The following is a 19,685-nucleotide window of genomic DNA, read 5'->3' on the forward strand; positions in this document are numbered from 1 at the left end:
CGAACGGGGCGGGCCCGCCCGGGTTCTCACCGGGCGGGCCCGCCCCCGCGCCACGCGGGAGATCTGCCGTCAGCGGCAGGAGTCGCTTACTTCTCGGCCGCGGTGTCGGCCTCGACGGCGTCGTCGAAGGGGTTCTCGACGAGGGCGTTCGAGTGGGTGGCGGAGAGGTGGGCGAGCTGGCCCTGGTCGGCGATCGGGCTGAACACCTTGTTCTGCTCCATGAGTTGGAGCCTCCATTCGGATCGTTCGGATACGGGTCGCGGCGTTGGTGCGTGCCGCAGCACAGACACTAATGAATATGATTTTCATTCCGCAATAGCCGGAGCGGATCGAGAGGGTGATCTGGGTAACACACGGGCCAGCCACCCTCGTCGTCGATCCCCACCCGGCCGTCCACACCGAGGACTTCGGCCAGCAGGCGCCGGGTGACCACATCGCCGGGGGGCCCGTCGGCGGCGATGCGGCCTTCCCGGAGCGCGACGATCCGGTCGGCGAACCGGGCGGCGTGATTGAGGTCGTGCAGGACCATGACCACCGTCAGCCGGCGTTCCGCGCGCAGCCGTACGACCGTCTGGAGCACCTCCAACTGGTGCCGCAGGTCGAGATACGTGGTCGGCTCGTCGAGGAACAGCACGGGGGCGTCCTGGGCCAGCGCCATGGCCAGCCGGACACGCTGGCGTTCGCCTCCGGACAACGCGTCCACGGGCCGGTCGGCCCAGGCGGTGACACCGACGTCCGCGAGCGCCCGGGACGTCACCTCGTCATCACCCTCCCGCAGCATTCCCAGTGGCCCCCGCGCCGCATAGCGCCCCTGGCGTACGAGCTGACGCACGCTCAGCCCCGGTACGGAGGGCGCCGACTGATGGAGCAGCGCCACGCGCCGGGCGGCGGTACGGCGGGGCAGCCGCGCCGCGTCGCCGCCGTCGAGCAGGACGCGCCCACCGCTCGGGGTGAGCAGCCCGGCGGCGAGCTTGAGGAAGGTGCTCTTGCCGCATCCGTTCAGCCCGATCAGGGCGACCAGCTCACCGGCCCGGATACTCAGGTCCACCCCGCGCAGCACCGGGCGTCCGGGGTATCCGAAGGCCAGTTGCTCCGCCCGGACGGCCTCCGGGACCTTCGGTGTGGCACGCGGCACCACGCTCTTCTCCACTGTTCCCTCCCTCACTCTCTGCCTCATCTCTCGTCCGCCCGTCGCCGTGCCACGGCCATCAGCAGGCCGGCCCCCACGCAGGTGGTCAGGGCGCCGACCGGAAGGGTCAGCCGGTCCGCGTCGAGTGCGGTGGCCAGGAGCCGGGACAACACCTGGGCCGCCGCGTCCGCTCCGCACACCACCGCGGCACCCAACAGCGCGGCGCCCGGAAGCGTGACGCGCAGATCGGCGCCGAAGAGGGCCAGCGCCAGATGGGGCACCAGCAGCCCGACGAATCCGAGGGCGCCCACCGCCGACACGGCGCCGGCCGTCAGCGCCACCGCGCACACGAGCGCCGCGCCCCGGCCCCGGCCGGTGGCCAGACCGGCGGCGGCTGCCTGTTCGTCGCCGCAGCGCAGCAGGGTCAGCGGCCCGGCGAGCAGCCAGGCCGCCGCACCCCAGCAGGCGGCCCACGGCCAGAGCAGGTTCCAGTGCTGCCAGACCCGGCCTTCGGTGGAGCCGATCAGCCATTGGACGACGCTGCCGAGTTCGCCGGGGGCCACCAGGAGAACGACCGCGGTGAGTCCGGCGAGCACCGCCGAGACGAGGACCCCGTACACGGCGGTCTGCTCCGGGTCGCCGCGATCCCTCCCGGTGAGCAGCCACAGCAGCCCCGCCCCGGCGAAGCCGCCGAGGCAGGCGGCGACGACCACGGCCGTCGGGGACTCCCAGCCCGCGAGGCCGAGGCCGGTCGCGGTCACGGCACCGAGCACCGCGCCGGGCGTGACGCCGGTGACCTCGGGGCCGGCCAGCGGATTGCGCAGGGCGGACTGGAGGACGAGTCCGGCCACCCCGAGGCAGGCTCCGGCGACCAGCGCCACCAGCACGCGGGGCAGACGGAGTCGGAGCACGATGTGCTCGGCGGTGGGATCGTCGCCCACCCCGAGCAGCACCGCCCGCACACCCTCGGGGGTGACGCCCCGGCCGGTGAAGAGTCCGGCGCAGGCGACGACGGCGACGAGCAGCGCCAGGCCGCCCATCCGGACGCCCGGTGCGCGCAGGGCCCGGCGGGCCAGCCCGGGCGCGGTGTCCGTCAAGGTCATCGTTCCGCCTTCCGCAGTACGGGAACGGGGGCGTCCGGAGCCGCCGGTGCGGGCGGGGGCAGGGGTCCCCAGCCCCGGGCGGGCCGCCGTCCCCGTTTCAGCAGCACGACCCCGACCGGCACGCCGACCAGCGCGGTCCAGGCGCCGACGGGCGTCTCGACCGGGGCGAGTGCGAGCCGGGCCGGCTGGTCGGCGCAGAGCACGACGATCGCGCCGCACCCGGCGGACCGGACGAGCCACCCCGCCGCGCCGCCGTCCGGGTGGAGGCGGCGGGCGAGGTGCGGGGCGAGAAACCCGACCCAGGCCACCGGCCCGCAGACCGCGACGACCGGGGCGATGAGGACGACGGCGATGCCCAGCGCGGCCACCCGCGCCCGCTCCACCCGTACACCCAGCGCGCGGGCGTCGTCGTCACCGAGCCGCAGCACCCCGAGGACCGGCACGCACAGCACGAGCGCCGGCACGGCCACGGCGAGCCAGGGCAGCAGGCCGGTGACGTCGTCCCACGTGCGCGCGGACAGACTGCCCAGCAGATAGCGGTAGATGAGCTGGAGGTCGAGCTGGTCGGCCATGACCATGAGCACCAGCAGGGCGGCCTGGAGCGCTGCGGCGACCGCGGCCCCGGTCAGCAGGACCGCCGAGGGGCTCCGCCCGAATCCGGCGGCGATGAGGGTGAGCAGACCGCCGAGCGCCGCCCCGCCCAGCGCCAGGAACGGCTGCACCCCCAGCGGCACGGCCAGGGACAGGACGAGCGGTGCGGCGACGCCCAGAGCGGCCCCGGAGGAGACCCCCAGCATCTCGGGCACGGCCAGCGGGTTGCGCAGGGCCTCCTGGAGGACGAGCCCCGCGGCCCCCAGGCAGGCGCCCGCGATCAGCGCCAGCACCATGCGGGGCAGCCGCAGTTCGGTGACGACGAGCCCCGCGAGCCCGTCGGATCCCAGGGTCGCCGGGATCCGGGCGGGCGGGACGTACGGTGTGCCGAGAGCGAGCGCGCAGACCGCGCTCGCCACGGCCGCCGTACCCAGGCAGAGCAGCGCCACGGGCGGGCGCCTCACCGCAGCGCGGCCGTCGCCTCGTCGAGGACGAGCCCCAGGGAGCGGGTGCCGCGCCCCTTGGCCCACACCTCGGAGTCGACCTCGATGACCTTGCCGTTCCGCACGGCCGGGATGCGGGACCAGAGCGGGTTCTTCGCCAGTTTGTCGGAGAGCTTCCCGTCGGGCGCGCCGAAGGACAGGGTCTCCACGAACAGGACGTCGACGTCCCGGGCGAGGATCTCCTCCAGGCTGTAACTGCCGTCGACACCCCGGCTCTTCCAGGGGTAGTGGGAGATCTTCGGGAACAGCCCGGCCGCCACGTCGGTCGTGGGGGTGGCCACGCCGAAGTTCTCGTCGCTGCCGTAGATGATCAGCGCGGTCCTGTCGCTCTTCTGCTGCTCCGCCTTCGCCAGGCGGGTGCGGAACGCCTTCTCCGCCTGCTCGCCCCGCTCGGTGCGGCCGGTGAGGGCGGCGAGGTCGCGGAGGTAGCCGACGCTGTCCTGCCAGGATCCGGGCTGGAGCGGCCAGAACACCGTGGCGCCCTTCAACGCGGGGGCGAGCTTGCCGTGCGTGTCCTCCAGGCCGATGACCAGGTCGGGCTGGTGGGCGAGGATCGCCTCGGCCTCGGGGCTGAGGAAGCCGCCGGGCACGACCGGTATCTCCGCCGCCTTCTCCTCGCCGAGGAACTCGGGGTGCGCCAGCACCTGGGAGTTGGTGGCGGTGGGGGTCATGCCCAACTCGACGAGGATGTCGTCGCAGAGGGCTACCAGGCAGACGATCTTCTCCGGCGGCTTCGGCAGGGAGACCGTGACGCCCCTGGCGTCGGTGATCCGGGTGGCGGCCTCGATGGGCCGGACCTCCGTGGACGTACGGGCCTCGGCGCCGGCCGCCGAGGCCGGATCCCCGGTGTCGGTGTTCTCGGTGCCGCAGCCGGCCAGCAGGCCTCCCAGTACGGCGATCGCGGCCCAGCGGCGGACTCTCAGCGCGGTTCGTGGCATCGGCGGTTCCCTCGACGTTCCTGTGCGGTCCCGGGGATGCGGCAGAGCGGGCGGCGGAGCCCCGGGAGCGATCCCCGCCACAAGCCGAAACCTTACACATGATTATCATTTCCAATAAAGTTGGCGGGGTTTCCCACCGGGATCCACCGGCCTCCGCCCCGCCCCGTCACCCCGGCCACCCCCACCGGCCCTGCCTGCCCCAGGAGTTCGCCATGCCAGCCGCACCGCACACCGGCCCCCACGCCCCGTCCACGCCGCCGCGCCTGCTGGTCTCCGACCAGGTCGCGGGGCGGGTCAGCCTGCTCGACCTGCCGGACGGCACGGAGCGGGCGGAAGTGTGCCACCGTCACCTCGCCGAGCACGCGGGCTTCCTCGCGCTGCCCGGCGGCCTCGTCGCCTGTGTCGACGACCGGGCGGGCGAGCTGCTGGTACTCGATCCGAACGGGCCGGACGCCGGGCGGCCGCTGGTCCGGCGGCGGATACCGGTCGCGGTCCCCGCCGAGCATCTGGCGGCGGACCCGGACGGTCGCCGCCTCGCGGTGACCACCGGCCTCGGCCGCAACGAGGAGGCGTGGACCGGGCTACTGACGGCCGTCGACCTCGACGCACCGGACGGCGCCGTCGCCGTACGCGTACGGGGGCGGACCGGTGAGCCGGGGGTCACGGTCCTCGGCGGATCCTCCCCGCTCGTGGTGGTGCGCCACCGCGAGCCGGGCGAACTGCTGGTCCACCGGCACCGCGAGCTCATGCGGTCGGCCCCCTCCTGCCCGCCGGCGGCTCCGGTCCGGCGGATCACCCTGCCCGACGACGACGGGCACGGCGACGCCCACGACCCGCTCACCGGGCGGCTGTTCGCCGCGGCGGGCTCGGGCGTCCACCGCGCACGGCGGGAAGGGGACGACCTGATCCCCGAGTCACCCCTCCCCTGGTCCGCCGACGGGCGCTCCGGCGGGCGCGGCTACTACCTGCGGCTCGATCCCGTACGGCGGATGCTCTGGTCGTGCGTTCGGGGCGGGCCGGGCGATCCCGGACAGTGGCCGGACTGGTCCAACGACGCCTGGTGGCACCAGCTGGACACCGGCGAGACGGGAAGGCTGGACCTGGGCCCCGGACTGGTCTTCCGGCTCGCGGTCACGGCCCGTCACATCGCGTTCACCCGCATCCATCCGGACGGCGACGAGCTGGTCCTCCTCGACGCTCCCCCGGCCGCCGGATCCCGCCCGGAGGTGGGCGCACGACTGCCCCTGCCCGCCATGTCCGGTGCGCCCCGGCGGGGCGGCACCCCCTGGGACGGTGTTCAGCGGCGGGCCGTCGCCGCCTCCCCCGGCGGGAACCTGGTCGCGGTCAGCCGGGGCGGCCATGGCGAGGTCCACGTCTTCGACGCGGACAAGGCCGCGGCGGTCTCGACCCTGACCGTCCCGACACCCCTGGACGACGGGGGCCATCTCGCCCTCGTGACACCCGGGGACGGAGCACACACCGACCCGGTCGGCCGCTGAGACCGGCATCCGGCGCGGTGACGCGGCGAGCCCCGTCGCGCGGCGGCGGGACCGAGCCCTGCGCGGGCGGTGGCGAGCCTCGCCGTACCGCCGGGACCTGTGCCTTGGCACGGTGGCCCACCGGACCTCACCACCCGGCCGGGACCGGGACCGGAGCCGGTGGGCGGTGGGCGGCGGGCGGCGGGCCATGAGCGGTGGCGCAGCGGACCTCGCAGCGCCACGGCCCGCGGGCCGGCCCGGCCCGTTCAGCCCGGCGCCGACGGGCGGTCGGCCGCTGTCACCAGGAGGACTTGGTCACTCCGGGCAGGAAGCCCGCGTGGGCCTGCTCACGCATCCGGACCCGGGAGAGGCCGAACTTGCGCAGGTACCCCCTCGGCCTGCCGTCGACACTGTCCCGGTTGCGGACCCGGGTGGCACTGGCGTCACGCGGCTGGCGCCGCAGCTCCTCCACCGCGGCGAGACGCTCGCGCTCCGGGGTGCCGGGCCGGCGGATGATCTCCTTCAGCTCGGCCCTGCGGGCCGCGTACCGCTCGACGGTGGCCCGGCGGCTGTCGTTCCGCGCGATCTTGCTCTTCTTCGCCATCAGACCTTCTCCCCTCGCGCACGGATGCGCGCGACCGCTGCCTCGATGCCGATGCTGTCGACGGTCCTGATCGCGCGGGCGCTCAGGGTGAGGCGCACGTAGCGCCCCTCACCGGGCAGCCAGTACCGCTTGCGCTGGACATTCGGGTCGAACCGGCGGGACGTCCGGTGGTGCGAGTGGGAGATCTTGTTGCCGAATCCCGGCTTGGAGCCGGTCAGTTGGCAGTGGGCGGACATGAAAGGTACCTGCCTCTCCTTCGATGCATCCATTATTGAAAATGGAAACCATTGCCATATAGTAGCGCCCATGGCTCGCAACGAAGTACGCCCGGTCATCAAGCTCCGCTCCACCGCGGGGACCGGCTACACCTACGTCACCCGCAAGAACCGGCGGAACGACCCCGACCGGATGGTGCTGCGCAAGTACGACCCGGTGGCCCGCCGCCATGTCGACTTCCGCGAGGACCGCTGAGGCCCCCGGCCCCGGCCGCCCGGAACCCCGCAACGCCCCTTCACACCCCACCCGAGGACCCCGTCATGAAGCCCGGAATCCACCCCGCCTACGGGCCTGTCGTCTTCCGCGACAAGGCCGCCGACTTCGCGTTCCTGACCCGCTCGACCATGACCAGCGACCGCACCGTCACCTGGGAGGACGGGAACACGTACCCGGTGGTCGACGTGGAGATCTCCTCCGCGAGCCACCCCTTCCACACCGGCACGGCCCGCGTCCTGGACACCGCCGGACGCGTCGAGCGCTTCGAGCGCCGCTACGGACGCGGTGAGGCCCGATGAGCGGGCGCCGCGCGAAACTGCCCGTCGTCATCGTCTGCGGCCTGCACTCCGAGGCACGCGGCGACGTCGTGGAAGGGCTGCTGCGGGACGTCACCCACAGCGTCGCCCTGCACCACGACCTGTCGACGGCCGCCGGCGGCACGGTCCGCCGCTCCCTGCGGGACGCCGGCGGCGAGCTGGCCTCCGGAGAAGCACCGCTGGTGAACGCATGCGCCTGCTGCGCGCTGCGCGAGGACCTCGTCCCGGAGCTCGAACGGCTCGCGGGGGACGGGGTGACCCGGCTCGCCGTCCTGGAGCTCTGGGACTCCGTCGAGCCGAAGTCGATGGCCGAGGTGATCGCCGCGCACACCGACGCCGCCGAGGTCACCAACGTGTTCACGGCGATCGACCCCACGCTCGTGCTGCCCTGCCTCTCCAACGGCGACGATCTGGCCGAGGCCGGTCTCGCGGCGGCGCCGGCCGACCGGCGGACCATCGGCGACACCTGGGCCCGGCAGGTGGAGTACGCCCCCGTCCTGGCGGTGGCGCCGAACCCGGCGGCCGACGACGAGGACCGCGCGCTGATCCGGCAGCTGAACCCGACGGCCCGTCAGGCAGAGGCCGGGTCGGCGGAGCTGGCCCGGCTGGCGTTCGCGGGCTTCGACGTGGAGGCGGCGGCAGCGGGCCAGCACCCGGCCTGCGCGCTGCTCCCGCAGGAAGCGGAGGAGGCCGGGGTGGGCACGTTCGTGTGGCGGCGGCACCGCCCCTTCCACCCGGAGCGTCTCCTCGACGCGCTGGAGGACCTGAGCTGCGCCGCGGCCCGCAGCCGGGGCCGGTTCTGGCTCGCGGACCGTCCCGACACCCTGCTCTCCTGGGACGCGGCGGGCGGCGCGCTCTGCGTGGAGGACACCGGCCCCTGGCTCGCCTCGCTCCCGGACGCGGCCTGGTCCATGGTGCCGCCCTACCGGCAGGCGGCCGCGGCGCTGGACTGGCACCCCGAGCACGGCGACTGCTGCCAGCACCTCGTCTTCGTCTCGCCCGGCCTCGACCGCGAGGGGCTGACCGGCCTGCTGGACTCCTGCCTCCTCACGGACGAGGAGTACGGGTCGGGCCGGGAGGCGTGGAAGAGCCTGCCCGCCGCGTTCGACGCGCTCCTCGACCCGGTGCACTGAGACCGGCCGCCCCACGCCCGTAGCTCCGCGCCTCGCATCCACCGACCGCACCACCGGCCCCATCGACCGCAAGGAAACCCCATGGCACGTCAGCAGAACCCCCGCAAGCCGCTCAAGAACCGGCCGAACCCCCTGGACGCCGCCGGGATCACGTACATCGACTACAAGGACACCGATCTGCTGCGGCGGTTCATCTCCGACCGGGGGAAGATCCGCAGCCGCCGCGTCACCCGGATCAGCGCGCAGCAGCAGCGCCAGGTGGCCGCGGCCGTGAAGAACGCCCGTGAGATGGCTCTGCTGCCGTACTCCGGGACCTCGGCGACATAGCGCACGACGCCCCTCCCCTGCGCCGGGGGCGTGTCAACGGTCCCCGGGATGCAGCACGGCGGCAGCCCGGGGACCATGGACGCATGGGCAGTGACATCCCGGAGGAGGCAGCCCCGCGTCCGGGGCCGTCGGGTCCGGGAACGTCGGGCCGGCGGGGCGCTCCGCCGCACCAGGGCCTCGCGCTCGCGGCCATGCTGTTCGCCGTGTCGATGACGTTCATCGACCAGACCATCGTCGCGATCGCCGCCCCGGACATCATCCACGAACTCGGTCTCACCTCCTCGCAGATGCAGTGGGTGGTCAACGCCTACCTGCTCACACTGGCCGCCTTCTTCGCCCTGGGCGGGCGGTTGTCCGACATCTTCGGGCACCGCCAGGTGATGCTCATCGGCACGCTGGTCTTCGTCATCGCCTCCGCCCTGTGCGGCGCGGTGCCCGACGGGGACTTCGCGCAGGCCTGGCTGATCGGCTTCCGGGCCGTCCAGGGCATCGGCGCGGCCCTGATGTTCCCCGCCGCGCTCGCCGTCGTCATCGCCGTGTTCCCGGTCGAGCGACGCGGGCGGGCGCTGGCCCTCTTCTTCGGCATCTCCGGGGCGCTCACCGCGATCGGGCCGCTGCTCGGCGGCTGGCTCACCGCGTGGACCTGGCGGGCGGTCTTCTGGGTCAACGTGCCCGTCGCCGTCATCGCGATCGTCCTGGCCCTGCTGGCCCGGATCCCGGAACACTCCCGCCGCGAACCGCTGGACCTGCCCGGGGCGGCGCTGGTCGCCGTCGGCATGGGGCTGACCGTGCTGGGGCTGCAGCAGTCGTCCACCTGGGGCTGGGACTCCGTCGCCACCTGGGCCTGTATCGCGGTCGGTCTGGTGGTGCTGGCGGTCTTCTGCCGGTTCGAACTGCGCACCCGCTTCCCGCTGATCAGACTACGGGTCTTCCGCGATCAGGCGTTCAGCGTCGACAACGCCGTGCTGTTCTTCGCCATGGTGGCCTTCGTCCCGGTGTTCTTCTTCGCCTCCGTGTACGCGCAGGTCTCGCTCAGCGCGTCGCCGAACCAGGCCGCGCTGTATCTCCTGTACTTCTTCATCGGCTTCGGGCTGGCCTCCCAGTGGGGCGGTCGGATCCTCGACAAGCGCGGCGCCCGCCCCGCGATGAAGCTCGGTACGGCGCTCGGAGCGGTCGGGTTCGCCCTGTGGGCGGGGAAACTGACGACCCTTTCGATGCACGACCAGTGGCCGTACGCGGCCATGGCGGGGGCGGGGATCGGCCTGCTGCTGGCGCCGGCCTCGACGGACGCGGTGAACCGGGCCATCGACGCCAGTTACGGCGAGGTCACCGGCATCACGCAGACCGTGCGCAACTTCGCGGCCAGCATCGGACTGGCCGTCTACGGCACTCTGCTGACACATACGACGATCAGCAATGTGGACGAGACCCTGCGGGCCAAGGGCGTGCCGAGTGGTGAGTCGCGCGGCATCGCCGAGTCCGTCGCGCAGTCGGTGACCGGCCAGGGGGACTCCCGTGGGCCGTCCGGTTCGGGGCCGGTGGCCGAGGCCGTGCGGGATTCGATGCCGGCGATCCGGATGGACTTCGCCGAGGCGAACCAGTGGGTGTTCTCCGGGATGGCCATCGCGCTCGGCATCGCGTTCCTGATCTCGCTGCGCCATCCGGGAACCCGGGTGACGCGGGAGGAGCCGTCCGGCCCGTGAGCGGGCCGAGGGGTTCGTGACCCGTCGACCGGGGCGGATCGCTGCCCGGCCGCGGCGGAAACGGCTGGGGCGACCGCAGGCTCCCGGTCGTCGTGGACGGGGGGCGTGTGCGGGGCACGCCGGGCGGGGCGGGAGGCCGGACGGGGCGGGCGGGACGGCGCGGTGCTCCGTCAGCCCGGTGTCGGCACGCCCCGGCGGATCAGAAGGCGAAGACGGCGTTGTCGTTCATGCTGCCCGCCATCTCGCAGGCGTTGCCGTACGTGGTGCTGAACCGGACGGGCTTGCCCTGCCAGACGCCGTGGGCGGTGGCCACGACCGGGTCCCACTGACGGGTGCAGGTGCGGTTCGACGGGCCGGCGGCGAGTTCGGCGAACTCGCCCCGCACCGAAGCCAGTTCCTTGCAGGCCGCGGCGGGGTCAGGGTGGCTCCCCCGGGCGGTGGGGGCGCAGTCGAGCGTCACGGCGCGCTCGACGGTCGCGGTCATCGGGTCCTCGCCGCGGGCGACGGTGAGGACGAGCGCCGAGGGCGCGTAGAGGCTCTCCGTCTTCGTCGGCGCGGCCTGCGCGGTGGCGGTCGCGAAGCCACCGAGCAGAAGCGTGCTCGCCGTGATGGTTGCGAAGATGGTGTGAGGGTTGCGTCGCATGAGTGAAAACTCCTTGGTCGGATGCCTGACTGCGGTCAGGAGTCTTGCGTATGCGCACAGTAGGCGCACATCGACGACCAGCTTCCAGCCGTATACGGACACCCGAGCCGACCGAATGGTCATTCGGGCAGCTCAGGGGCCCCACACCAAACGTCCAGCATGTGGACGGGCTGCGGCGGTTCAATCCAAAACGACCACTTGACCTGCGAAGACGCCGAAACCCCCTCGTGCGTCAATCCGTCGCTTCGGCCGGAAAGTACCGCCATCCGGGGGCCGTGAGACCACCGAACCCCCTCCGGTCACACCTCGACGGCACCCGCGGACCGGCGCCCGAGCACCGGCGGGTCACACGGAGGACACGATTCCGAATCCCCCTTGACCGAGGCAATTTAGGTTAGGCTAACCTCACGCTCGTGATCGTTCCTGCCCTCGACCGAGAAGACCCGACGCCGCGGCGCTCCGCGCCCGGCGCCACCGCCCCGCCCGCCGGCGCCGTGGGCCTCGAAGCCCACGGCATGACGGTCGCGTACGACCGCACGGATGTCGTGCACGGCGCCGACCTCCGGCTGCCGCGCGGCCGTGTCACCGCGCTCATCGGGCCGAACGGCAGTGGGAAGTCCACCCTGTTGCGGGCCGTGGCCCGGCTGCACAAGGCCCGTACCGGCAGGGTGACCGTGGCGGCCGGGGCCGGCGACGCCGCGCCCGTGGACGCCCTCGCCCTGTCGCGCTCCGCTTTCGCCCGCCGCGTCACCCTGCTCGCGCAGAGCCGCAACGCGCCGGCCGGGCTCAGCGTGCGCGACGTGGTCGGATTCGGCCGACACCCCTACAGGGGCCGGATCCGGGGAGCGGACCCGGACGGAGCCCGGGTGGTCGAGCACGCGCTGGCCGTCACGAACCTCACCGAGTTCGCCGACCGCGGGGTGGAGAGCCTCTCCGGCGGGCAGTTGCAGCGCGTCTGGTTCGCCTGCTGCCTGGCCCAGGACACCGACGTGCTCCTGCTCGACGAACCCACCACCTATCTCGACCTGCGCTACCAGGTGGAGATCCTCGACCTCGTCCGCGATCTCGCCGACACCCACGGTGTCACCGTCGGGGTCGTGCTCCACGACCTGGACCAGGCCGCCGCCGTGGCCGACCAGGTCGTCCTCCTCTCGTCCGGGCGGATCGTCGCAGCGGGAACACCCGCCGAGGTGTACGCGCCCGAGCGGCTCACCGACGCCTACGGCATCCGTATCGACGTCGAACTCGACTCCCCCACCGGCATCCCGCGCACCCGCGCGGTCGGCCGTCACCACCTCCGTACCGAAAGGCCCTGAACACCCTCATGAAGAACCAGCACCTGACGTGGCCCGCCCTCGCCGCCGCGGCCGCACTCTCCCTGACGGCGTGCGGCACCACCGAGGCGCCGGAGAAGGAGGCGGCCGGGGACAGCGCGGTGACGGTCACCGACTCCCGCGGTGAGAAGATCACGCTCGACGGACCGGCCAAGCGCGTCGTCGGCACCGAGTGGAACGTCGTCGAGACCCTGGTGACCCTGGGGGTGCAGCCGGTCGGTGTCGCCGACGTCAAGGGCTACACCGCCTACGACACGGCCGCCCCGCTCACCGAGGGCGTCAAGGACATAGGCACCCGGGGCGAGCCCAGCGTCGCCACCGTGGCCGGCCTGAAGCCCGACCTCATCGTCGCCACCACCGACCTGTCCGACTCGGCCATCGCGCAGTTGTCGAAGGCCGCCCCGGTCGCCGTGGTCCGCTCCGCCGACGCGAGCCGGCAGATCGACCAGATGGTCGACAACGTCAACGTCATCGCGCGGGCCACCGGCACCGAGGACAAGGCCGAGGCGGAGATCGCCTCCTTCCGCAAGGCGGTCGCGGACGGCCGGAAGGAGCTGGCGGACGCCGGTCTCGACGGTGAGAAGGTCGCCTTCGCCGACGGCTGGCAGGAGGGCAACCAGGTCTCGGTGCGCCCGTACGTCAAGGGCTCGCTGCTCGCCGACGTCAACACCGAACTCGGCCTCGTCGACCCGTGGAAGCTGGAGGGCGACAAGGCGTACGGTCTCGCCGCGACCGACGTCGAGGGCCTCACGAAGATCGGTGACGCCCGGTTCGCCTACATCGCCAACAACTCCGACGGCGGCGACCCGTTCGCCGAAGGACTCAAGGACAACGCGGTGTGGAAGTCCCTCCCCTTCGTCAAGAACGACGAGGTCCACCGGCTGCCCGACGGCATCTGGATGTTCGGCGGCACCGCGTCGATGCGCGCGTACATCGACGCCCTCGTCGGCGCGCTGACCGCCTGACGATGAGCACCCGCACCACGAGCGCCCCGCCCGCCCCCGTGAGGACGGCGGCGGGCGCGGCCGGTCCGGCCGGGGCCGCGATCCCGGTGGCGGCCGGCCCGCCCGCCCGCCGCGGCCGGATGCTCCTCCTCGCCCTCGCGGGGCTCCTCGCCCTGGCCGCCCTCGCGCTCACGCACGTGAGCCAGGGCACCGCCGCCGTCGACCTGCACACACTCTGGCAACTGGCCACCGGCGCGTCGTCCGACCGGAGCGCGCACGAGCAGACGGCCGCGGTGGTCCTGGACTCCCGGCTGCCCCGGCTCGCCGCGGGGCTGCTGGTCGGCTGTGCGCTCGGCGCGGCAGGCGCGGCCCTCCAGTCGGTGTCGCGGAACATGCTGGCGTCCCCCGACACGCTCGCCGTGAACGCGGGCGCGTACCTCGCGGTGGTCACCGTCGCCGCGTTCGGCATCTCCCTGCCCGCGCTGCCCGCCGGCGGCACCGCCTTCCTCGGCGGGCTCCTCGCGGCGGCCGTCGTGCTCGGTCTGTCCCGCGCGGGGGCCGGGCCGATCCGGCTGGTGCTGGCGGGATCCGCGCTGACCCTCGCACTGTCCGGGCTGAGCGGGATGCTGCTGCTCCTGCGCTCCCAGCAGACGACCGGGCTGTTCGCCTGGGGCAACGGTGCGCTGGCCCAGATCGGCATGCAGTCCATCGACCGGCTCGCCCCGGTCGCCCTCGTGGCGTTCACCGGGCTCATGCTGCTGGGCCGGCGCCTCGACATCCTCGCCCTCGGCGACGACGGTGCGGCGGTCGTGGGGGTGAGCCCCCGGCTGACGCGCAGCATCGCCGTGATCCTCGCGGTGCTGCTGGCCGCGGTGTCGGTGGCGGTCGCGGGGCCCGTCGGCTTCGTCGGCCTGTGCGCGCCCGCGATGGTCCGGCTGCTCGGCACGTGGATCCCGGGCCTGGTCCGCCACCGCGCGTTCATCCCCGCGTCGGCGCTCGCGGGCGTGCTCGTGGTGCTCGGCGCGGATGTGCTGCTGCGCGCGGTGTTCGGCGCCCAGGCGGGGGCCGAGGTGCCGACCGGCATCGTGACGACCTGCTTCGGTGCGCTCGTCCTCATCGTCCTGGCCCACCGGTCACGGGACATGGGCACGGACAGCGGCTCGACGGCGTTCGCCCGGCTGCGCAGCCGGCGCGCGTTCGTGGTGACCCTGGTGGTGACAGCGGCCGGGCTGCTCGGCGCGGTGGTGGCGGCGACGCTCCTCGGCGACGCGACGCTGCTGTTGGGCGACGTGGGCAACTGGCTCGCGGGCCGGTCGGGGCAGTTCGTCGGCTACGTCCTGGACACCCGGGTCCCCAGGGTCGCCGCCGCTCTGCTGGCCGGGGCGGCGCTGGCGGTAGCCGGAGCCGTCGTCCAGGCGGTGTCGCGCAACCCGCTCGCGGAGCCGGGCGTCCTCGGCGTCGTCAGTGGCGCGGGGGTGGGGGCGGTCGCCGCGCTCACCGTCGTACCGCTGGCGAGCTTCTGGCTGATCGGCGGCTCCGCGCTGGCCGGTGCGGCGGCGGCCGCGGCGCTGGTGTTCGGGCTCGCCGCACGGCGTGGTCTGGAGCAGAACCGCCTGGTGCTCATCGGTATCGGGGTCCAGGCGGGTGCGGGCGCGTTCGTGAGTCTGCTGATCGTGCTCACCGACCCGTACAACCAGACGAAGGCGCTGGCGTGGCTGGGCGGATCGACGTACGGGCGGACGTTCCCCGAGCTGATTCCGGTGCTGGTGGCGCTGGTCGTCGCGCTGCCCGTGCTGGCGGTGATGCGCCGTGAACTGGACCTGATCGGGCTGGACAACGAGACGCCCGCCCTGCTCGGCGTGCGGCTCGGCCCCACCCGGCTGGGTCTGCTGAGCCTCGCCGTCCTCCTGACGGCGGGGGCCGTGGCGGCGGTCGGCGTCATCGGGTTCGTCGGACTCGTCGCCCCGCACGCGGCACGCGCCCTGGTGGGCCGCCGGCACACGCGGGTCCTGCCGGTCAGCGCACTGCTCGGCGCGCTGCTGGTGGTCGTGTCCGACACGGTCGGCCGGACGGTCATCGCCCCGGCGCAGATCCCGGTCGGCCTGCTCACAGCCGTGATCGGCGCCCCGTACTTCATCTGGCTGCTCTGGCGGTCGAGGCGCGAGGGCTGACGGACTCTGTTCACTCCCCCACCGGGCCCGTCCCGGTTCAGAGGTGGGCGAGGAGTCCGTCAAGCGGGCGGGGCAGGCGGCTGAGGTCCACAGCTTCGGTCAGCGCACGGGCGTAGTGCTCCTTGCGTCCCCCGATGGTGCCCATGAAGCGCCGCAGTTGCGCCTCGACCGGACGCTCCCGCTGTGCGGGCTGCCGCTGGAAGAGCCGGAAGGTCCGCAGGTCGCCCTGGTCGTCGATGACCTGTTGTACGCCGTCGGTGCCGAGCGCCCGGATCAGCTCGTCCTCCAGGTCGGCGTGGCAGGTGAAGAAGCCCAGCGCCTCCAGGTCGTCAGGGGTGAGGCCGGTGCCGAAGCCGGTGCGCTCCAGTCCCTGGAGGAAGAAGCGCTGCTCAGCCGCGTCGCAGAGACCTGCGGGCCGGACACCGAGGCCACCGGGTCCCAGGAGGCGCAGGAACCGGGTGATGCTGGTGGCACCCCCGAGCGGCACCACCACGACGCCCTCGGCGGTCAGGGTGCGGCCCTGGCGTTCGGCGAGCGCCTCCACCGCCGCACGGTCGCTGACGCCCTCGACGAGGACCACCGTGCGCAGGCCCAGCTCCGCCGCCAGCTCGTCGGCGGCCCCGGCGGACACCGGCGTGCCGCTGTCGTCCGCGGCCCAGGAGATGACCGCCTGCCTCAAGCGCGTCGCTGTGTCCACCGGGCCAGTCTCGCACCGTGATCGGCGGGTACGACAAGGGATTTCCCGTACGCCGCCGGGGCGGCACCCGGCGCGGTCCGCAGGGGGCGGTCCTCCGTCACCGGGGCGCGGGAGGCCGGCGGGCCAGATAGAGGCCGACGCCCAGAGCGAGGGCCAGCACACAGCCGGAGAAGGCCAGTCCGGCGTTCCGCAGTCCGATGCCGAGGGTGAGGGCGCCGACGCCGACGACGGGCAGGGAGATGCCCAGGTAGGCGACGACGAAGAACGCGGAGACGGTCGCCGCCCGGTGCTCGGGCGGGGCCGCCGCGCTGATCGCCGCCACGGCGCCCCGGAACGCCAGCCCCTGGCCCAGGCCTCCGCACAGGGCCCCGGCGACCAGCAGGGGCAGCGAGGTCAACAGCAGCGTCGAGCCGACGAGGACGAGGCCGGCGACCAGGACGAAGCAGCCGCCCGGCAGGGCCCGGCGCTCCCCGACCCGCGCCATGAGCGCCTGCCCGGCCGTCGAGGCGAGGAAGACGGAGAAGACGACGAGCCCGGTCAGGGCCAGGTTGTGCACGTCGAGCGTCTCGGCGACGAACGCGGGGGCGACCGCCGTGAAGAGACCGAGCAGGGAGAACCCGGCGAAGGCGGCGAGCGCGGAGGTGGCGAACACACCGCGCATCGCCGGCGGGACGACCAGGCCCCGGGGCCGCAGGCGCAGGCCCCGTACGCGGGCGGAAGCGACCGTCTCGGGAAGGAACCAGGTGAGCACAGCGGCCACGGCAACCAGGGCCAGGTGAGCGAGGAACGGGAGCCGCAGGGGCCAGGGGGCGTACTCGGCGAGCAGCCCCGACAGGAGCGGCCCGCACCCCAGACCGCCCATGTTGGCGGCGGTCGCGGCCAGCCCGGCGCGTGCCGCGCGCCCGGGCGGGGCGAGCTCCATCACCGTGACCGTCGCGGCGCCGCTGAGCAGTCCGGCGGCGAACCCGGAGAGGAGCCGGCCGGCGAACAGGGCGGGGAGCCCGCCCTCGAAGAGGAAGCAGAGCGCGCTGGCCGCCGAGAAGCCCAGGGCGGCCAGGAGGACCGGCCGCCGCCCCGCCTCGTCGGACACGTTCCCGGCGAGCAGCAGGGTGGCGATGACTCCGAGGGCGTAGACGGCGAAGACCACCGTCACCGTCAGCTCGGAGAAGCCGAGCTGTTCCCGGTAGAGGCCGTAGAGCGGAGTGGGGAGCGTGGTGCCCGCCATGCCGATGGCGAAGACGGCCGCGGCGGCCGGGTAGCCGAGGCGCTTCCCGTTCCGAGGCGCAGGACTCATGAACCGCTGGGCGGGGTCGCGGGGGTGGTCCGGCGCAGCGGGCGGCGCCCGTGCCCGTACCGCCGTACGAGGACGTCCGTGGTCCCCGCGTCGGCGTAGCAGCGACGGCACCCGCAGGGGGCGGTGTCGGTGATCCGGGCGGTGACCGTCGCGGTGTCCCCGTGGCCCCGGGCCCTCGGCGGGGTGACGGCGTCCCTCGCCGAGGACGTCGGGCCGCCGGACCGGACGCGACCGAGGAGGGTCTTGCGGTCCGTGCTGTCGGCCCCGGAGACGCCACCCCACCCGTCGGCCATGGAGCCCGCGATCCGTTCCGCGTCGAGTGGGACGACCGCGGCGGGCCGGACGCCGACGATCGCGGCGGGCCGAGCCTGGGCGGCCTCGGGCTCGACCCGGTGCGGGGGCGGCTCGACGGCCTCGTCCTGTCCGCTGTCTCGCATGCCGTGAGCGTAACCGGGGGCTGTGCTGGACGCGCGTCGTTCGGGCGGGGGCTGGGCGGGCCACGCGTCGTCGAGCGCGGGCGGGGCCCGTAGTCGACGGGGGTGCCCTTCGGACGGGTGGCCTTGATCTCCTCCGGGCGGCCGGGCGCGTCCGGGACGGCCTCATGAACGGGCTCCGGATGCTTCCGGGCCCGACGGCCGGACAGGGGATCGCTCCCGCCACCCGCCCCGCCGGCCGGGGGTCCCCTACGACTCCCGCCGGGTTCTCGTGTGCGGATTCAGCGAGTGCGCTCGTAGTGGCGACGCGCTTTCTCGCGATTGCCGCAGACAGCCATCGAGCACCAGCGGGCGCGGTTGGCACGGCTGCGGTCGAGCAGGAACAACCGGCATTCGGCATTGGCGCAGGGGCGCAGCCGGCCGGGCATGCGCTCCTCGGCGGCGGCCCAGGCGAGGACCGCCTCGACGGCCAGCCGGGCGTGCGGGGGCGAACTGACCGCCCACCGGAGACCGTTCGACGTGACCTCCGGGATCTGATGGACCCCTTCCAGCAGCGGGCCCAAGACGGCGGGCGAGCTGTTTCCGCGCACCACGTCCTGCAGGGCGTCTCGCGCCTCGCGCAGCGACGTCAGTTCCGCGAGGCTGCCGTCGCCGCCGCGTTCCCGCGCCCAGCGCCGGCCTTCAGCCGGATCGCCGAGCGCGTCCTGCTCCTCGCCGTTGATCAGCGGCCTGCTGTTCAGCAGGTCCAGTAGTACGTCCATCGGGCCTCACCGCCTTCCTAACCAGATGGGGGCGCTTGACAGGTTAGCCCACTCCATGCTTGCGTAGCGAATGACTAACCAGACTACACACTCGAAGGGGTTAGACATGAGCTCGGTGCACCACCGGACCGCCACCATCGACGGTCATGAGATCTACTACCGCGAGGCCGGCCCCGCCGACGCCCCCGCGATCGTGCTGCTGCACGGCTACCCGACCAGTTCGTTCATGTTCCGGGAACTCATCCCGCTGCTGGCCGACGACTACCACGTCATCGCGCCGGACCACCTCGGCTTCGGCCACTCCGACGCCCCGCCCGCAACGGAGTTCGACTACACCTTCGACGCGCTCGCCGACCTCACCTCCGGGCTGCTCGACCACGTGGGCCTGGACCGCTACGCCCTCTACGTCCAGGACTACGGCGCACCGATCGGATGGCGCCTCGCGCTGAAGAACCCCGAGCGGATCTCCGCCCTCGTCACCCAGAACGGCAACGGCTACGAGGACGGTTTCGTCGACTCCTTCTGGGCCGGCCTGTGGGCCTACGGAGCCAATCCCGGCCCCGACACCGAACCCGCCGTCCGCACCGCGATGAGTCGTGACGCCATCCGCTGGCAGTACGTGCACGGCGTGCCCGATCCGAGCGTGGTCAGCCCGGACACCTGGGAACACGACGTCGCGCTCGTGTCCCGCGAGGGCAACGACGAGGTCCAGCTGGCACTGTTCCGGGACTACCGGAACAACCGCCCGCTCTACCCGCTGCTGCACGAATACCTCCGCACCAGTCAGGTCCCGGTGCTCGCCGTCTGGGGCCGCAACGACGAAATCTTCGGCCCGGCGGGCGCACACGCCTTCGCCCGCGACGCCAAGGACGCGGAAGTGCACCTGATCAACGGCGGCCACTTCCTGCTGGAGAGCCACCTGGACGTCGTCGCGGGCTACCTCCGCGGATTCCTGGGGCGGGTGCTGGGATAGACAGGGCCGGGGCCCGCCCCGAGGGAAGGCGTGGTCGCGAGCCCTCCTCCCAGTCCCGTCAACCGACAGCCAGTCGCGTCTACTTCGAGAAGAGGTTCCGCGCCGGTGAACGGCTG

At 73.5% G+C, this 19,685-nt stretch carries 22 protein-coding genes; 10 read left to right on the top strand and 12 right to left on the bottom strand.

Features of this window, described 5'->3' with window-relative positions:
* Positions 1 to 86: 86 nt before the first annotated feature.
* The 5 genes from amiA to KME66_RS01700 all read right to left on the bottom strand — a co-directional run bounded on the left by amiA (position 87) and on the right by KME66_RS01700 (position 4,264).
* Entirely contained in the window at positions 87 to 221 is a 135-nt protein-coding gene (gene amiA, locus KME66_RS33750; RefSeq protein ID WP_006129278.1) for a streptamidine family RiPP, read from the bottom strand.
* A gap of 68 nt (positions 222 to 289) precedes the next feature.
* Positions 290 to 1,150 carry an ABC transporter ATP-binding protein gene (locus KME66_RS01685; RefSeq protein ID WP_253208200.1) on the bottom strand — a complete coding sequence of 287 codons (861 nt, stop codon included), beginning with the start codon at positions 1,148 to 1,150 and terminating at the stop codon, positions 290 to 292.
* Between the two features lie 23 nt (positions 1,151 to 1,173).
* Positions 1,174 to 2,232 (bottom strand): iron ABC transporter permease, encoded by a 1,059-nt coding sequence (locus tag KME66_RS01690; protein ID WP_216318106.1) that lies wholly within the window; start codon positions 2,230 to 2,232, stop codon positions 1,174 to 1,176.
* Complete coding sequence (locus tag KME66_RS01695) at positions 2,229 to 3,287, bottom strand: iron ABC transporter permease (protein WP_216318109.1); 1,059 nt, start codon at positions 3,285 to 3,287, stop codon at positions 2,229 to 2,231. Before KME66_RS01695 ends, KME66_RS01690 begins: the two co-directional genes overlap by 4 nt.
* Positions 3,284 to 4,264 (bottom strand): ABC transporter substrate-binding protein, encoded by a 981-nt coding sequence (locus KME66_RS01700; protein WP_216318112.1) that lies wholly within the window; start codon positions 4,262 to 4,264, stop codon positions 3,284 to 3,286. The genes KME66_RS01695 and KME66_RS01700 overlap by 4 nt, the downstream gene beginning before the upstream one ends.
* Before the next feature lie 212 nt (positions 4,265 to 4,476).
* Here KME66_RS01700 and KME66_RS01705 point away from each other — a divergent pair, with 212 nt between their 5' ends.
* The gene (locus tag KME66_RS01705; RefSeq protein WP_216318115.1) at positions 4,477 to 5,763 is read left to right on the top strand and encodes a hypothetical protein; all 1,287 of its coding nucleotides are present in this window, start codon (positions 4,477 to 4,479) and stop codon (positions 5,761 to 5,763) included.
* Positions 5,764 to 6,040: 277 nt separating this feature from the next.
* Here the strand turns inward: KME66_RS01705 and rpsN are convergent, their stop codons facing one another.
* Together rpsN and rpmB are read right to left on the bottom strand one after the other, a co-directional pair.
* On the bottom strand, positions 6,041 to 6,346 hold the full coding sequence (gene rpsN / locus KME66_RS01710; protein WP_073223638.1) for a 30S ribosomal protein S14: 306 nt from the start codon (positions 6,344 to 6,346) through the stop codon (positions 6,041 to 6,043).
* On the bottom strand, positions 6,346 to 6,582 hold the full coding sequence (rpmB, locus tag KME66_RS01715) for a 50S ribosomal protein L28 (RefSeq protein WP_032765457.1): 237 nt from the start codon (positions 6,580 to 6,582) through the stop codon (positions 6,346 to 6,348). Before rpmB ends, rpsN begins: the two co-directional genes overlap by 1 nt.
* Before the next feature lie 70 nt (positions 6,583 to 6,652).
* On the opposite strand from rpmB, the gene rpmG reads away from it, so the two are divergent.
* The 5 genes from rpmG (at position 6,653) to KME66_RS01740 (ending at position 10,318) form a co-directional block, all read left to right on the top strand.
* Positions 6,653 to 6,817, top strand: a complete 165-nt coding sequence (gene rpmG, locus KME66_RS01720) for a 50S ribosomal protein L33 (RefSeq protein ID WP_006129270.1) — start codon at positions 6,653 to 6,655, stop codon at positions 6,815 to 6,817.
* A 65-nt stretch (positions 6,818 to 6,882) separates the two neighbouring features.
* Complete coding sequence (locus tag KME66_RS01725; protein WP_073223640.1) at positions 6,883 to 7,137, top strand: type B 50S ribosomal protein L31; 255 nt, start codon at positions 6,883 to 6,885, stop codon at positions 7,135 to 7,137.
* Positions 7,134 to 8,288 carry a GTP-binding protein gene (locus KME66_RS01730; RefSeq protein WP_216318118.1) on the top strand — a complete coding sequence of 385 codons (1,155 nt, stop codon included), beginning with the start codon at positions 7,134 to 7,136 and terminating at the stop codon, positions 8,286 to 8,288. Before KME66_RS01725 ends, KME66_RS01730 begins: the two co-directional genes overlap by 4 nt.
* Before the next feature lie 81 nt (positions 8,289 to 8,369).
* Entirely contained in the window at positions 8,370 to 8,615 is a 246-nt protein-coding gene (rpsR, locus tag KME66_RS01735; protein WP_216318121.1) for a 30S ribosomal protein S18, read from the top strand.
* 83 nt (positions 8,616 to 8,698) lie between these two features.
* Positions 8,699 to 10,318: an MFS transporter gene (locus tag KME66_RS01740; protein WP_216318123.1), complete on the top strand. Its 1,620-nt coding sequence runs from the start codon at positions 8,699 to 8,701 to the stop codon at positions 10,316 to 10,318.
* A 199-nt stretch (positions 10,319 to 10,517) separates the two neighbouring features.
* Here the strand turns inward: KME66_RS01740 and KME66_RS01745 are convergent, their stop codons facing one another.
* Positions 10,518 to 10,961: a subtilase-type protease inhibitor gene (locus KME66_RS01745; RefSeq protein ID WP_073223648.1), complete on the bottom strand. Its 444-nt coding sequence runs from the start codon at positions 10,959 to 10,961 to the stop codon at positions 10,518 to 10,520.
* 413 nt (positions 10,962 to 11,374) lie between these two features.
* On the opposite strand from KME66_RS01745, the gene KME66_RS01750 reads away from it, so the two are divergent.
* Genes KME66_RS01750 through KME66_RS01760 form a run of 3 tightly spaced genes read left to right on the top strand, consistent with a single transcriptional unit; the run spans position 11,375 to position 15,410 of the window.
* Positions 11,375 to 12,277, top strand: a complete 903-nt coding sequence (locus KME66_RS01750) for an ABC transporter ATP-binding protein (protein ID WP_301184486.1) — start codon at positions 11,375 to 11,377, stop codon at positions 12,275 to 12,277.
* A gap of 8 nt (positions 12,278 to 12,285) precedes the next feature.
* Positions 12,286 to 13,260, top strand: a complete 975-nt coding sequence (locus KME66_RS01755; protein ID WP_216318127.1) for an iron-siderophore ABC transporter substrate-binding protein — start codon at positions 12,286 to 12,288, stop codon at positions 13,258 to 13,260.
* A gap of 2 nt (positions 13,261 to 13,262) precedes the next feature.
* Positions 13,263 to 15,410 carry an iron ABC transporter permease gene (locus KME66_RS01760; RefSeq protein WP_216318129.1) on the top strand — a complete coding sequence of 716 codons (2,148 nt, stop codon included), beginning with the start codon at positions 13,263 to 13,265 and terminating at the stop codon, positions 15,408 to 15,410.
* Positions 15,411 to 15,447: 37 nt separating this feature from the next.
* On the opposite strand, the gene KME66_RS01765 is transcribed toward KME66_RS01760, so the two are convergent.
* The 4 genes from KME66_RS01765 to KME66_RS01780 all read right to left on the bottom strand — a co-directional run bounded on the left by KME66_RS01765 (position 15,448) and on the right by KME66_RS01780 (position 18,596).
* On the bottom strand, positions 15,448 to 16,107 hold the full coding sequence (locus KME66_RS01765; RefSeq protein ID WP_216318132.1) for a TOPRIM nucleotidyl transferase/hydrolase domain-containing protein: 660 nt from the start codon (positions 16,105 to 16,107) through the stop codon (positions 15,448 to 15,450).
* Between the two features lie 97 nt (positions 16,108 to 16,204).
* Positions 16,205 to 17,401: an MFS transporter gene (locus KME66_RS01770; protein ID WP_216318136.1), complete on the bottom strand. Its 1,197-nt coding sequence runs from the start codon at positions 17,399 to 17,401 to the stop codon at positions 16,205 to 16,207.
* Positions 17,398 to 17,838, bottom strand: coding sequence for a DUF4440 domain-containing protein (locus KME66_RS01775; RefSeq protein ID WP_216318140.1), 441 nt, complete (start codon positions 17,836 to 17,838; stop codon positions 17,398 to 17,400). The genes KME66_RS01770 and KME66_RS01775 overlap by 4 nt, the downstream gene beginning before the upstream one ends.
* 278 nt (positions 17,839 to 18,116) lie before the next feature.
* Entirely contained in the window at positions 18,117 to 18,596 is a 480-nt protein-coding gene (locus tag KME66_RS01780) for a CGNR zinc finger domain-containing protein (protein WP_216318143.1), read from the bottom strand.
* A gap of 106 nt (positions 18,597 to 18,702) precedes the next feature.
* Here KME66_RS01780 and KME66_RS01785 point away from each other — a divergent pair, with 106 nt between their 5' ends.
* Entirely contained in the window at positions 18,703 to 19,569 is an 867-nt protein-coding gene (locus tag KME66_RS01785; protein ID WP_216318145.1) for an alpha/beta fold hydrolase, read from the top strand.
* Positions 19,570 to 19,685: the final 116 nt, after the last annotated feature.

It is taken from the genome of Streptomyces sp. YPW6 (assembly GCF_018866325.1).
Lineage (GTDB): Bacteria > Actinomycetota > Actinomycetes > Streptomycetales > Streptomycetaceae > Streptomyces.

Coding starts and splice junctions, on each gene's coding strand:
- KME66_RS01745 (WP_073223648.1), bottom strand. CDS start 10,961: ATGCGACGCAACCCTCACACCATCTTCGCAACCATCACGGCGAGCACG.
- KME66_RS01700 (WP_216318112.1), bottom strand. CDS start 4,264: ATGCCACGAACCGCGCTGAGAGTCCGCCGCTGGGCCGCGATCGCCGTA.
- rpsN (WP_073223638.1), bottom strand. CDS start 6,346: ATGGCGAAGAAGAGCAAGATCGCGCGGAACGACAGCCGCCGGGCCACC.
- rpmG (WP_006129270.1), top strand. CDS start 6,653: ATGGCTCGCAACGAAGTACGCCCGGTCATCAAGCTCCGCTCCACCGCG.
- KME66_RS01725 (WP_073223640.1), top strand. CDS start 6,883: ATGAAGCCCGGAATCCACCCCGCCTACGGGCCTGTCGTCTTCCGCGAC.
- KME66_RS01755 (WP_216318127.1), top strand. CDS start 12,286: ATGAAGAACCAGCACCTGACGTGGCCCGCCCTCGCCGCCGCGGCCGCA.
- KME66_RS01785 (WP_216318145.1), top strand. CDS start 18,703: ATGAGCTCGGTGCACCACCGGACCGCCACCATCGACGGTCATGAGATC.
- KME66_RS01780 (WP_216318143.1), bottom strand. CDS start 18,596: ATGGACGTACTACTGGACCTGCTGAACAGCAGGCCGCTGATCAACGGC.
- rpsR (WP_216318121.1), top strand. CDS start 8,370: ATGGCACGTCAGCAGAACCCCCGCAAGCCGCTCAAGAACCGGCCGAAC.
- KME66_RS01705 (WP_216318115.1), top strand. CDS start 4,477: ATGCCAGCCGCACCGCACACCGGCCCCCACGCCCCGTCCACGCCGCCG.
- rpmB (WP_032765457.1), bottom strand. CDS start 6,582: ATGTCCGCCCACTGCCAACTGACCGGCTCCAAGCCGGGATTCGGCAAC.
- KME66_RS01690 (WP_216318106.1), bottom strand. CDS start 2,232: ATGACCTTGACGGACACCGCGCCCGGGCTGGCCCGCCGGGCCCTGCGC.
- amiA (WP_006129278.1), bottom strand. CDS start 221: ATGGAGCAGAACAAGGTGTTCAGCCCGATCGCCGACCAGGGCCAGCTC.
- KME66_RS01770 (WP_216318136.1), bottom strand. CDS start 17,401: ATGAGTCCTGCGCCTCGGAACGGGAAGCGCCTCGGCTACCCGGCCGCC.
- KME66_RS01730 (WP_216318118.1), top strand. CDS start 7,134: ATGAGCGGGCGCCGCGCGAAACTGCCCGTCGTCATCGTCTGCGGCCTG.
- KME66_RS01775 (WP_216318140.1), bottom strand. CDS start 17,838: ATGCGAGACAGCGGACAGGACGAGGCCGTCGAGCCGCCCCCGCACCGG.
- KME66_RS01740 (WP_216318123.1), top strand. CDS start 8,699: ATGGGCAGTGACATCCCGGAGGAGGCAGCCCCGCGTCCGGGGCCGTCG.
- KME66_RS01760 (WP_216318129.1), top strand. CDS start 13,263: ATGAGCACCCGCACCACGAGCGCCCCGCCCGCCCCCGTGAGGACGGCG.